This is a genomic window from Pseudomonas sp. MDV22-iso1, assembly GCF_058145095.1.
On record NZ_JBYVMF010000002.1, the window covers coordinates 376,276 to 388,832 of the forward strand.

The 12,557-nt window shown below is 59.7% G+C and carries 14 protein-coding genes; 6 read left to right on the forward strand and 8 right to left on the reverse strand.

Features of this window, described 5'->3' with window-relative positions:
• Positions 1-42: 42 nt before the first annotated feature.
• Complete coding sequence (locus tag AC3ZVB_RS04100; RefSeq protein WP_490145827.1) at positions 43-1,077, forward strand: type IV pilus twitching motility protein PilT; 1,035 nt, start codon at positions 43-45, stop codon at positions 1,075-1,077.
• 103 nt (positions 1,078-1,180) lie between these two features.
• Here AC3ZVB_RS04100 and AC3ZVB_RS04105 read toward each other — a convergent pair whose 3' ends face one another.
• Positions 1,181-1,798 carry a C40 family peptidase gene (locus tag AC3ZVB_RS04105; RefSeq protein ID WP_162439353.1) on the reverse strand — a complete coding sequence of 206 codons (618 nt, stop codon included), beginning with the start codon at positions 1,796-1,798 and terminating at the stop codon, positions 1,181-1,183.
• Between the two features lie 249 nt (positions 1,799-2,047).
• On the opposite strand from AC3ZVB_RS04105, the gene AC3ZVB_RS04110 reads away from it, so the two are divergent.
• On the forward strand, positions 2,048-2,479 hold the full coding sequence (locus AC3ZVB_RS04110; protein WP_150798559.1) for an NINE protein: 432 nt from the start codon (positions 2,048-2,050) through the stop codon (positions 2,477-2,479).
• A gap of 207 nt (positions 2,480-2,686) precedes the next feature.
• On the opposite strand, the gene AC3ZVB_RS04115 is transcribed toward AC3ZVB_RS04110, so the two are convergent.
• The 7 genes from AC3ZVB_RS04115 to gshB form a co-directional block, all read right to left on the reverse strand.
• The gene (locus AC3ZVB_RS04115) at positions 2,687-3,958 is read right to left on the reverse strand and encodes a dihydroorotase (protein ID WP_162439352.1); all 1,272 of its coding nucleotides are present in this window, start codon (positions 3,956-3,958) and stop codon (positions 2,687-2,689) included.
• A complete protein-coding gene (locus tag AC3ZVB_RS04120) occupies positions 3,955-4,974 on the reverse strand; it encodes an aspartate carbamoyltransferase catalytic subunit (RefSeq protein ID WP_162439351.1) in 1,020 nt (339 codons plus the stop codon). Before AC3ZVB_RS04120 ends, AC3ZVB_RS04115 begins: the two co-directional genes overlap by 4 nt.
• Before the next feature lie 26 nt (positions 4,975-5,000).
• Entirely contained in the window at positions 5,001-5,507 is a 507-nt protein-coding gene (pyrR, locus tag AC3ZVB_RS04125; RefSeq protein ID WP_194691031.1) for a bifunctional pyr operon transcriptional regulator/uracil phosphoribosyltransferase PyrR, read from the reverse strand.
• Positions 5,508-5,605: 98 nt separating this feature from the next.
• Positions 5,606-6,043, reverse strand: a complete 438-nt coding sequence (ruvX, locus tag AC3ZVB_RS04130; RefSeq protein WP_090178626.1) for a Holliday junction resolvase RuvX — start codon at positions 6,041-6,043, stop codon at positions 5,606-5,608.
• The gene (locus AC3ZVB_RS04135) at positions 6,043-6,615 is read right to left on the reverse strand and encodes a YqgE/AlgH family protein (protein WP_162439349.1); all 573 of its coding nucleotides are present in this window, start codon (positions 6,613-6,615) and stop codon (positions 6,043-6,045) included. Before AC3ZVB_RS04135 ends, ruvX begins: the two co-directional genes overlap by 1 nt.
• Positions 6,616-6,883: 268 nt before the next feature.
• The gene (locus AC3ZVB_RS04140) at positions 6,884-7,783 is read right to left on the reverse strand and encodes an energy transducer TonB (RefSeq protein ID WP_162439348.1); all 900 of its coding nucleotides are present in this window, start codon (positions 7,781-7,783) and stop codon (positions 6,884-6,886) included.
• Between the two features lie 77 nt (positions 7,784-7,860).
• A complete protein-coding gene (gshB, locus tag AC3ZVB_RS04145) occupies positions 7,861-8,814 on the reverse strand; it encodes a glutathione synthase (protein ID WP_162439347.1) in 954 nt (317 codons plus the stop codon).
• Positions 8,815-9,049: 235 nt separating this feature from the next.
• On the opposite strand from gshB, the gene pilG reads away from it, so the two are divergent.
• From pilG to AC3ZVB_RS04165, 4 genes are read left to right on the forward strand one after another with little or no spacing between them, the layout of a single operon-like run.
• Positions 9,050-9,454: a twitching motility response regulator PilG gene (pilG, locus tag AC3ZVB_RS04150; RefSeq protein WP_027926573.1), complete on the forward strand. Its 405-nt coding sequence runs from the start codon at positions 9,050-9,052 to the stop codon at positions 9,452-9,454.
• 57 nt (positions 9,455-9,511) lie between these two features.
• On the forward strand, positions 9,512-9,877 hold the full coding sequence (gene pilH, locus AC3ZVB_RS04155) for a twitching motility response regulator PilH (protein ID WP_162439346.1): 366 nt from the start codon (positions 9,512-9,514) through the stop codon (positions 9,875-9,877).
• Positions 9,878-9,887: 10 nt separating this feature from the next.
• The gene (locus tag AC3ZVB_RS04160; RefSeq protein ID WP_490145828.1) at positions 9,888-10,421 is read left to right on the forward strand and encodes a chemotaxis protein CheW; all 534 of its coding nucleotides are present in this window, start codon (positions 9,888-9,890) and stop codon (positions 10,419-10,421) included.
• 55 nt (positions 10,422-10,476) lie between these two features.
• Positions 10,477-12,537 (forward strand): methyl-accepting chemotaxis protein, encoded by a 2,061-nt coding sequence (locus AC3ZVB_RS04165; protein ID WP_162439344.1) that lies wholly within the window; start codon positions 10,477-10,479, stop codon positions 12,535-12,537.
• Positions 12,538-12,557 lie beyond the last annotated feature (20 nt).

Here is a 12,557-nt window from a genome sequence, read left to right on the forward strand (position 1 = left end):
GGTCTGTGGTTTGGCGGCATTCTACTGGAATTGAGGAGCGCTATGGATATCACTGAGCTGCTGGCCTTCAGCGCGAAACAGGGCGCGTCCGACTTGCACCTGTCTGCCGGGTTGCCACCGATGATTCGCGTCGACGGCGATGTGCGGCGCATCAATTTGCCTGCACTGGACCACAGGCAGGTGCAGGAGCTGATCTACGCGATCATGAACGACACCCAGCGCGTGGACTTCGAGAAGCATCTGGAGACCGACTTTTCCTTCGAAGCACCCGGCGTAGCACGCTTCCGGGTCAATGCCTTCAACCAGAATCGCGGTGCAGGCGCCGTGTTCCGGACCATTCCTTCCAAGGTGTTGAGCATGGAAGACCTGGGCATGGGCGAGGTGTTTCGCAAGATTACCGAGGCGCCTCGTGGCCTGGTGCTGGTGACCGGCCCGACAGGCTCCGGCAAGTCCACGACCCTGGCGGCAATGATCGATCACCTGAACAATCATCGCCACCACCACATCCTCACCATCGAAGACCCTATCGAATTCGTCCACGAATCACGCAAATGCCTGATCAATCAGCGTGAAGTCCACCGTGATACCCGCAGTTTCGCCACCGCCCTGCGTTCGGCACTGCGCGAAGACCCGGATGTGATTCTGGTGGGCGAAATGCGCGACCTGGAAACCATTCGCCTGGCGCTGACCGCCGCCGAGACCGGTCACCTGGTCTTTGGCACGTTGCACACGACGTCGGCGGCGAAAACCATCGACCGCGTGGTGGACGTGTTTCCGGGGGATGAGAAGTCGATGGTGCGGTCCATGCTGTCCGAGTCATTGCTGGCGGTGGTGTCGCAGACACTGGTCAAGAAGATGGGCGGGGGGCGGATCGCGGCGCATGAAATCATGCTGGGGACATCGGCGATCCGTAACCTGATCCGCGAAGACAAGGTGGCGCAGATGTATTCGTCGATTCAGACCGGCGGGAATCTGGGGATGCAGACGCTGGATATGTGCTTGAAGGAGCTGGTGACCAAGGGCTTGATCAGTCGCGAGCATGCGCGGGAGAAAGCGCGGTCGCCGGATAATTTCTGAGAAGTTGAAAGCAAAAGATCGCAGCCTGCGGCAGCTCCTACAGGGAGAAACCTATCTCCTGTAGGAGCTGCCGAAGGCTGCGATCTTTTGATCTTGCTTTAATTTATCGCTGAACCACCTGAAGACCACTCTTCTCTTTCGGCAGAACCCGCTTGGCAACCACGTAGTGCTTTTCCCAATACGGCTTGTTCAGCGTATCGATGCTCACCGACTTGCCACGACGAGGTGCGTGGATGAAGCGGTCGTTGCCCAGGTAGATGGCAACATGATTGACCCGGCGACTCTTGATGTTGAAGAAAATCAGGTCGCCCGGCTTCAGATCCTTGCGATCGACTTTCTCGCCATGACCACTGGCCATGGCGTTTGAAGTACGTGGCAGGTCAAAAGTGGCATCGTTAAATGCGTATTTCACCAGACCGCTGCAATCGAACCCTTTACTTGGGCTGCTGCCGCCCCAACGATAAGGTGTACCGAGGACGTTGACGGCACGGCTCAGCACATTGCTGCTTTCCTTGCTCGCCATCGGCGGAACCAGGCTGCTTTTGCTGGTCAGTTGCGGTGCGCGGTTGGCGGTTTTCTTGTTTTTGCTCGAAGGAGCAGAAACATGGGATTTTGGGGTGTAACCATTAACGTTTGGAAGACGTTGCTCACGATTGGTGGCGTGGGCGGCCAGTGGCATTAACAGGCAAATGGTTAGCCATGTCTTGAAAAATGGACGCATTAGGCAAGGCTCATATAGGTGAACGCGCAACTTTATAACAGCTTTTTTGTCCTTTTTTGGCCCGTTGGTCGATTCAACCTGGGGGCAACGGAACCAAATAAGCGGCAAATTGACGCGATTGTCGGACAGAAGTCTGGTGTTATAAGGCTTTGGCGGGAGTGAAGGTATCACTTGCCATACGTCGGCCACCTGTAAAAAAGTCACAAAGATTTAAAGAATATTTATCTATCGTGTGATTCGAGGTCATTCATGAACACCTATCAACACCCCGTTCCACATCAAGACACCCACAGCAAAGTGATCGGATACCTGCTGTGGATTTTGGGTTTCACCGGGGCTCACCGCTTCTATTACGGCAAGCCGGTGACCGGGACGATCTGGTTTTTTACTTTCGGTTTGCTGGGTATCGGCTGGCTGATCGATTTGTTCCTGATTCCAGCCATGGACCGTGAGGCAGACCTGCGTTTCACCGCTGGGCCAATCGAATACAACGTGGCGTGGATTCTGCTGACGTTCCTGGGTGTGTTCGGTGTGCACCGGATGTATCAGGGGAAGTGGATCAGCGGGTTGCTGTACCTGGTGACGGGCGGGTTGTTCTTCCTGGGGGTTTTGTATGACTTCTGGACGCTGAATGATCAGGTGTCGATTCGCAATGCGCAGAACAGAGGCGCTTTCCAGTAAGCCATCGCCAGCAGGCTGGCTCCCACAGGGGATATGTGTGGTTCACAGATCCCCTGGCTCTAACAGGGGATTTGTGTTGCTCACAGATCCCTAGGCTCCCACAGGGGGTTTGTGTGGTTCACAGATCCCCTGGCTCTAACAAAGGATTTGTGTGGTTCACAGATCCAGTGTGGGAGCTAGCCTGCTAGCGATTGGGGCAACCCGGTATCAAGCCTGATGGCTGATTCGCCCATCCACCAGGGTGTAACGCACAACACTCGGCAAGCTGTGCCCAATGAACGGGCAGTTATCGCCCTTGGACAGCCAGGTCTCGCCCGCAACGGTCGAGGCCGCCGGGTCGAACAGCACAATGTCTGCTGCCCCGCCCACCACCAACTTGCCCGCAGGCAAACGCAATGCCTCGGCCGGTCCGGCGCTCAAGCGTGCCAGCAACGTTGGCAGATCCAGCAAACCATCCTCTACCAGCGTCATCGCCAGCGGCAGCAGCAGTTCAACGCTGCTGATACCCGGCTCGGTGGCGCCGAACGGTGCCAGTTTGGCGTCTCGCTCGTGGGGCTGGTGATGGCTGGAAATCGCCGAAATCACCCCTGACTTCACCGCGTCACGCAGGCCATCACGGTCGGCGCGTGTGCGCAGCGGTGGCTGGACGTGATAGAGGCTGCTGAAATCGATCAGCGCTTCATCGGTCAGGATCAACTGGTACAAGGCGACATCGGCGGTTACCGGCAGTCCGCGCGCCTGGGCTTGAGCGATCAGGGCCACGCCGCGAGCGCTGGTGAGCTGGCTGAAGTGCGCGCGCACGCCGCTTTGCTCGACCAGCAGAAGATCCCGGGCCAGGGCCACGGTCTCTGCTGTTTCCGGAATACCCGGCAAGCCGAGGAAGCTGGCGGTCGGGCCTTCATGGGCCAGGCCGCCTTCAGCCAGGTCATGGTCCTGAGAGTTGAAGATCACCGTCAGGTCGAACGTCGCCGCGTATTCCAGCGCCCGGCACAGGGTGCGGGTGTTGCGGAAGCTGTCCAGGCCGTTGCCGAAGGCGACGCAACCGGCATCGCGCAGTGCCACGAGCTCCGCAAGCTGTTCGCCCTCCAGGCCTTTGCTCAGAGCGCCGATTGGAAAGACTTTGGCGTTGCCAGCCTCACGAGCGCGGTCGAGGATCAGTTCGGCGACTGCCGAGGTGTCCAGCACCGGCTTGGTTTTCGGAGGGCAGCACAGGCTGGTCACGCCGCCAGCTGCAGCGGCGCGGGTTTCGCTGACAATCGAACCTTTGCGGCTATAGCCCGGTTCGCGCAGGGCGACGTTCAGGTCGACGAGACCCGGGGCGGCCACCAGGCCTTGTGCATCGATGGTGTCGACCGCGACGAAACCGGCAGGCGCGGCGCCAATGGCGACGATTTTGCAGGCTTCAACGTGGATATCAGTCACTTGATCCAGGCCACTGACTGGATCGATCACGCGTGCGCCGAGAATGCTGAGCTTCACTGGGCGTTCTCCTGCTCGAATTGGCCTTGTTCGAATTGACGTTGCGCTGTCTGTCCGCTCATGGCCATCGACAATACGGCCATACGAATGGCGATCCCGTAGGTCACCTGATTGAGAATCACCGAGTGCGGACCATCGGCCACCGCTGACTCGATTTCCACCCCGCGGTTGATCGGCCCCGGGTGCATGACGATGCAATCCGGCTTGGCCCCGGCCAGGCGTGCGGTGGTCAGGCCGAACAAGCGGTAGAACTCGCCTTCGCTTGGCAGCAGGCCGCCGGTCATGCGTTCGCGCTGCAGGCGCAGCATGATCACCACATCGACGTCCTTGAGCCCTTCGGTCATGTCGGTGTAGACCTTCACGCCGTATTGCTCGACGCCAATCGGCAGCAGGGTTTTCGGCGCGATCACGCGGATGTCCGGGCAACCCAGGGTTTTCAGCGCCAGCATGTTCGAGCGCGCAACCCGCGAGTGCAGGATGTCGCCGACGATGGCTACCGAGAGATTTTCGAAACCGCCCTTGTGTCGGCGGATCGTCAGCATGTCGAGCATGCCCTGGGTCGGGTGGGCGTGACGGCCGTCGCCGCCGTTGATGATCGCCACTTGTGGGCAGACATGCTCGGCAATGAAGTGCGCCGCGCCGGAATCACCGTGACGCACGACAAACATGTCGGCGGCCATGGCCTCCAGGTTGCGCAAGGTATCCAGCAGGGTTTCGCCCTTGCTCGCCGACGATGTGGACACGTTCAGGGTGATCACGTCCGCCGACAGCCGCTGAGCGGCCAGTTCGAAGGTGGTGCGGGTGCGGGTAGAGTTCTCGAAGAACACGTTGCAGACGGTCTTGCCGCGCAGCAACGGTACTTTCTTCACCGCCCGGGCGCCGACTTCAAGGAACGAGTCGGCGGTGTCGAGGATTTCCGTCAGAAGCTCGCGGCGCAAACCGTCGAGCGAGAGGAAGTGGCGCAGCTGGCCCTGATCATTGAGCTGCAGCGGGCGCTTGGTGTCTAGAGGCGTCATCGCGAGGGGACTCTCAATAGGGCGAATTAAAGGGCGAGGTCTTGCAGTTCAAGCACAAGCGGCGACGGGCCGGACAGCTTCACCCGTTCGTGGGCGGCCAGTGACAACGTCGCGCCAACCACATTCGGGCGGATCGGCAGCTCGCCGGCGTCCAGGTCCAGCAGGCAAACCAGGGTCACGCTGGCTGGACGGCCGTAGTCGAACAGTTCGTTCATCGCGGCGCGGATGGTGCGGCCACTCATCAGTACGTCGTCGATCAGCACCAGGTCCTGGCCTTCGATCTCGAAGGGCAGCGCGGACGGCCGTACTTGTGGGTGCAGGCCGTTCTGGCTGAAGTCATCGCGGTAGAAGGAAACATCCAGGGTGCCGAGGGGCGAATCGCTGCCCAGCTCTTCAAGCAGCGCCTGAGCGACCCAGATGCCGCCCGTGCGAATGCCGATGTAACGGGGTTCGCTGATGCCGCGGTGTTCCAGGTGCGCCTTCAGACGGATCGCCATCTGGCTGATCAGTTCGGCGGGATTGGGCAGGCTCATGGTTGCTCCTTCTTGGGCCCGAGCCGGGTGTGCGTCATGTCATGGCTCGGGTTGTAGCTAAGAGAGACGGGCTAACGGCTCTTCAGGATTGGGTGCGATCAGGATTCGAACAGGGCGCTGTTTTCGTCGAGCCAGCCTTGCAGCAGCAGGGCGGCGGCGATGGCGTCGACCGGGTTGTCGCGGTAACTGCCTTTTTGGCCGCCGCGATCACGCCGTTCGCCCTTGGCTTCAAACGTCGTCAAGCGTTCATCGTGGGTATAAAAGGGCAGGTTGTAGCGGCCGTTCAGGCGGCGGGCGAATTTTTCCGCTCGCAAGCACATGTCGCTTGGCGTGCCATCCATGTTTAAGGGCAAGCCGACCACCACAGCGTCAGGCTTCCATTCCTTGATCAAGGCTTCGACCTGATTCCAGTCGGGAATACCGTTTTGCGCCTTGAGGGTACACAGCTCGCGAGCCTGGCCGGTAATCACCTGGCCGACCGCAACGCCGATCTGTTTGGTGCCGTAGTCGAAACCCAGAATCAACCGCAGGGCCATCAGGCGTGCCCCGCCTGGCTGGTCAGCAAACTCAGATTGATGCCCAGGTGCCTGGCCGCTGCTTCAAGGCGCAGTTCACTGCTGGTGTTGAACAGAATGTCGGCATTGAACGGGCAGGTCAGCCAGGCGTTGTCGGCCAGTTCGGCCTCAAGCTGCCCGGCTTCCCAGCCGGCGTAACCCAGGGCAATCACGCTTTTCGCAGGTCCGACACCGTCGGCGATGGCGAAGAGCACGTCCTGGGAGGTCGACAGGGACAGCTCGCCTTCCAGATCAACGGTCGCCTGGTAGCTCTGTCCTGATGGATGCAGGACAAATCCGCGATCGGTTTGCACCGGTCCGCCAATGAAGATCGGTACGTGGCGGCAGAGCGCTGGCGGTTCGATGTCTGGGCGCAATTGCTCGAGAATCTCCGCCAGGTTCAGGTCTTGCGGACGGTTGACCACCAGTCCCATGGCACCACTGGCCGTGTGCTCGACGATGTAGGTCAAGGTATGGGCAAAGTTCGGGTCGGCCATGTGCGGCATGGCGATCAGGAAGTGATGCTTGAGGTAGCTGGGGCTGACGTTTTTCATGAGCGCTAGTGTGGCGTTGGAGGGGCGAACTGACAAGCTGGGGATGCCGCAATTTGGCAGCCAACACCTCTCGAATGTGGGAGTGGGCGTTTGTGGCGAGGGGATTTATCCCCGTTGGGTCGCGCAGCGACCCCAAGCTTGCAACTCCGTTGGATCTGACAAACGCATGCAATAGCTTTACGACTGCTGCGCAGCCGAACGAGCCGGTGCGACGTTTCGCTAAATCCCCTCGCCACACAAGCCCGCTGCCACAAGGGATTTGTGGGTGTCAATTACTGGACAACCTATCCCCGCGCGCAAACTTCCACGTCCGAATGATCTCCAGCCGGTCGATGTCCGACAAATCACCGCTGAACGGTGAAAACGGCGCTGCCAGCCGCACGATGCGCTGGGCTGCCTGATCCAGCAACGGTTGCCCGGAGGATTCCAGCACCAGCACTTCATACAGCGAGCCATCGCGGTTGATCGAGACCATCAGGCGCAAATTGCCGTAGATCTGCTTGCGGCGTGCTTCGTCCGGGTAATTGAGGTTGCCGATACGCTCGACCTTCTTGCGCCATTCGTCCTTATACCAGGCACCTTTGTCGCGCATGGTCGAGGCGGCGCTCAAGCGATGGATGCGTGGCCGCTTGGCGTACAGCTGTTGTTCGTTGGCCAGTTCCGCTTCCAGGCTGGCAATGTCGCTGGACAGCTGCTCAGTGTCGAACGTCGGCGCAGCCACCTTGGGTTTGGTGTCTGTCTTGGGGGCTTCGGTTTTGGTCGGGGCTTTTTTCGGCTTCGGTGCGACGGTTGTCACGGCAGCCTTGGGCGGCGCTTCCTGGGCTTCAGGCTGGGCGGCCGGCGGAGGCGTGACTTTCTGCACTTTATTGTCCTGGAATGGCGCGACCTCAGTGGTCTTGGGGATGGCCTTCTTGTCCAGGGTGCCGCTGCCTTGCTGATTGTCCTGCGCGAGGAAATCGGCTTTCTCAGGCTTCTTTTCGCTTTTGAAGGTGGCGAGGGTGATTTCCAGGGTTTTGCTGATCTGCTTGGGTTCGACCATGGTGAACCCGACGCCCAACAGCAAGGCCAGGTGAATCAGCGCCGCGAGAAACAGGGTAAATCCGAGGCGATCGGCCGGGCGCACACCACGGTGGGCGAGTTCGGCGGGCAGATCGGACGGAAGAGTCATAACTAGAAAACCAACATCGCGTTTTTCACAGGCCGCGCATGATAACGCAATGTTGGTGATTTCCTGGCTGTTCTATATCAACGAGCCTTGAGCTTCTGATCGATGGCATCCATCAGCAGGCCGCCGATATCGGTGCCGAATGCATTGTCGATCTCGCGAATGCAGGTCGGGCTGGTGACGTTGATTTCGGTGAGGTGTTCGCCGATCACGTCGAGGCCGACGAACAGCAGGCCTTTTTCCCGCAGGGTCGGGCCGACTTGCGCAGCGATCCAGCGGTCTTTTTCACTCAGCGGGCGGGCTTCGCCACGACCACCGGCGGCCAGGTTGCCACGGGTTTCGCCGGCGGCCGGGATACGCGCCAGGCAATAATCAACCGGCTCGCCGTCGATCATCAGGATGCGCTTGTCGCCATCCTTGATTGCCGGCAGATAAGCCTGGCCCATGATCTGCTGGGTGCCCAGTGCCGTCAGGGTTTCCAGGATCACCGAGAGGTTTGGATCACCGGCGCGGTGACGGAAGATCGAGGTGCCGCCCATGCCGTCCAGCGGCTTGAGGATCACATCGCCGTGCTTGGCGGCGAATTCACGCAACACATCGGCGCGACGGCTGACGACGGTCGGCGGTGTGCACTGCGGGAACAGCGTGGCGAACAGTTTTTCGTTGCAGTCACGCAGGCTCTGCGGCTTGTTGACCACCAGCACGCCTGCGCGCTCGGCTTGTTCGAGTAAGTACGTGGAGTACACGAACTCCATGTCGAACGGCGGATCCTTGCGCATCAGGATCACATCCAGATCGCTCAGCAACGCGTCAGTCTCGGCTTCCAGCTCGAACCACTTTTCAGGGTTGGCGAAGACTTTCAGAGGCCGCATCCGCGCCCGCGCTTCGCCTTCTGCCTGATACAAATCGCGCTGTTCCATATAGAACAGTTCCCAGCCGCGCTTCTGTGCGGCCAGCAGCATGGCCAGCGAGCTATCCTTCTTATAGGAAATGCCGGCAATAGGATCCATGACAATCCCGACGCGAACGCTCATGGGTTTTTCCTCGAAATTTGGGGGGCCAAAGGACCGTATAAAAGTGGCGTCAGAGTGGCGCTGAGTGTGTTCCCGGTCAAGGAAAAACCACTGCGCAGGCTGGCCGATAGATTGGTATTGGAGACTGTGCTAAAAAGACTGCCAAGCAGTACTGGCCCTTGAGTATCAAGGGTTTCGAGCCTCCGGTGGACCGGAAACGGACAATTTGATTCGCAAAGGCGACGGTAGAGCAACTATGGATCAGCATTCCAGCGCCTTGAAGGTCATGGTGATCGACGATTCGAAGACGATTCGCCGCACCGCCGAAACGTTGCTGAAAAACGTGGGCTGCGAGGTCATCACGGCCATCGACGGTTTCGATGCGCTCGCCAAGATTGCCGACAACCATCCTGGCATCATCTTCGTCGACATCATGATGCCGCGTCTGGATGGTTATCAGACCTGCGCTTTAATCAAGAACAACAGTGCGTTCAAGTCCACGCCAGTGATTATGCTGTCGTCGAAGGATGGCCTGTTTGACAAGGCAAAGGGGCGCATCGTCGGCTCCGACCAGTTTCTGACCAAGCCTTTCAGCAAGGAAGAACTGCTGAACGCGATCCAGGCCCATGTACCGGGTTTCGCCGCCGTTTTGCCGCAGTAGGACACGCACAGTGACGCTCGGCCAACGGGCCTGGCGTCGACAAGAATGGGGAAAACCATGGCACGTATTCTGATCGTCGATGATTCGCCGACCGAAATGTACAAACTGACCGGCATGCTGGAAAAGCACGGTCATGAAGTGTTGAAAGCCGAGAACGGCGCCGACGGCGTAGCCCTCGCTCGTCAGGAAAAACCCGACGCCGTGCTGATGGACATCGTCATGCCCGGCCTCAACGGTTTCCAGGCAACCCGTCAGCTGACCAAGGATCCGGAAACCGGGCACATCCCGGTCATCATCATCACCACCAAGGATCAGGAAACCGACAAAGTCTGGGGCACACGCCAGGGCGCCAAGGATTACCTGACCAAACCGGTCGACGAAGACACCCTGATCAAGACCCTGAACAGCGTGCTGGCCGGTTGATCTGACCGCCATGACCGAATCACTGACTGCCTTCGAATTGCTGCTGCAGATCGATCAGCGTTGTCGGCTGCTGGTAGCGGACTTGCCGTCCCAGCCAACCCGGCAGGACAGCTGGAGCGGTATCGGCTTCCGCCTGGGCGAGCACTGGTATGTCGCGCCCATGAGGGAAGTCAGCGAAGTTCTGCCCGAGCCGCGGCTCACTCAGTTGCCAGGGGTGAAACCGTGGGTGAAGGGTGTCGCTAACCTGCGCGGCCGACTGCTGCCTGTCATGGATGTGTGCGGCTTCTTCGGTGATGAATTGTCGGCGGTGCGCAAGCAACGACGCGTGTTGGTGATCGAGCACAGCGATGTGTTTGCGGGGTTGATGGTTGATGAGGTTTTCGGCTTGCAGCACTTTGCCCAGGACAGTCTGGAACCGGTAGATGGCTTGGGCGGCACGATTGCACCATTCATCCAGGGCCAGTTTCAGCGTGAGCAGACCTGGCAGGTATTCAGCCCGTTTGCGTTGGTGCAGTCCCAAAGCTTCATGCACGTCGCGCTGTAACCCATGTGGGAGCGGGCTCTGGCGGTTCTAAAGGTTGGTTAACAGGCGAGGACCGATGACAAAAGCAAAAACAGGCAAGTCAATGGAAGGGTCGCGCAGCCGCTCGCAGATCATCGTGCTGTTCATCGCGCTGATCATCTTCATCATGCTGCTCTTCGCCAACTTTGCTTACCTCAACACCCAAGCCACGTACGACAAACAGTACATCGGCCACGCCGGTGAACTGCGCGTGCTATCCCAGCGCATTGCCAAAAACGCCACCGAAGCCGCCGCCGGCAAGTCCGCCGCATTCAAGCTGCTCAGCGATGCACGCAATGACTTTGCCCAGCGCTGGAGTTACCTGAAAAAAGGCGATCCCTCCACCGGACTGCCGCCGGCGCCGTCCACCGTGCGCCCGGAAATGCGCGCCGTGCAGCTGGATTGGGAGCGCCTGCTGAAAAACACCGACACCATTCTCTCCAGCGAACAGACCGTATTGTCGCTGCATCAAGTCGCGGCGACGTTGGCCGAAACCGTGCCGCAATTGCAGGTCGAGTACGAAAAAGTCGTCGAGATTCTTCTACAGCGCGGTGCACCGGCCGCCCAGGTCGCGATGGCTCAACGTCAATCGCTGCTGGCCGAGCGTATTTTGGGCGCGGTGAATACCGTACTGGCCGGCGATGAAAGTTCGCAGCAAGCCGCCGACATCTTCGGACGTGACGCAGCGCGATTCGGCCAAGTGCTCAACGGCATGCTTCAGGGCAATCCGGCGCTGAAAGTCAGCCAGGTCGAAGACCGCGATGCGCGAGCGCGTCTGATCGAGATTTCCGAGCTGTTTGAGTTTGTCTCGGGCTCTGTCGATGAAATCCTCGAAACCTCACCGGAGCTGTTCAAGGTCCGTGAGTCCGCCACCAACATTTTCAGCCTGTCGCAAACCCTGCTCGACGAAGCTTCACACCTGGCCACCGGTTTTGAGAACCTGGCCGGCGGGCGCACCACCGACACCATCGGCGGCTACGTACTGGGGCTGCTGGCTCTGGCGTCGATCATCCTCATCGGCATGGTGATGGTGCGTGAAACCAATCGTCAGCTGCGGGAAACGGCCGAGAAGAACGAGCGCAACCAGACCGCGATCATGCGCCTGCTCGACGAAATCGAAGACCTGGCTGACGGTGACCTCACGGTGACGGCCTCGGTGACGGAAGACTTCACCGGCTCCATCGCTGACTCGATCAACTATTCCGTGGACCAGCTGCGGGACCTGGTCGCCACCATCAACCTGACGGCCGGCCAGGTCGCGGCTGCCGTGCAGGAAACCCAGGCCACCGCCATGCATCTGGCGCAGGCGTCGGAGCATCAGGCCCAGCAGATTTCCGAAGCGTCCACGGCCATCAATGACATGGCGCAGTCCATCGACCAGGTATCAGCCAACGCCGCGGAATCTTCGGCGGTGGCCGAGCGTTCGGTGGAAATCGCCAACAAGGGCAACGAGGTGGTGCACAACACTATCCACGGCATGGACAACATCCGTGAACAAATTCAGGACACCGCCAAACGCATCAAGCGCCTGGGCGAGTCCTCTCAGGAAATCGGCGATATCGTCAGCCTGATCGATGACATTGCCGACCAGACCAACATCCTCGCCTTGAACGCAGCCATCCAGGCGTCGATGGCCGGTGACGCCGGACGCGGTTTTGCGGTGGTCGCCGATGAAGTGCAGCGCCTCGCCGAGCGTTCCTCCGCCGCGACACGGCAGATCGAAACCCTGGTGCGGGCGATTCAGACCGACACCAACGAAGCGGTCATCTCCATGGAGCAGACCACCACCGAAGTGGTGCGCGGAGCACGCCTGGCGCACGATGCCGGCGTGGCCCTGGAAGAAATCGAAGGCGTTTCGAAAACCCTCGCGGCGCTGATCCAGAGTATTTCCAACGCCGCCCAGCAGCAGACGTCTTCGGCCGGACAGATTTCCCTGACGATGAACGTAATCCAGCAAATCACCTCGCAGACCTCGTCAGGTTCCACCGCTACCGCCGAGAGCATCGGCAACCTGGCGAAAATGGCCAGTCAGCTGCGGCGCTCGGTGTCCGGTTTCACCTTGCCGGCGGCCAAATCGCAAGCAGCGGATAAAGTGTGAAGCGCCAACAGGCGTATGCT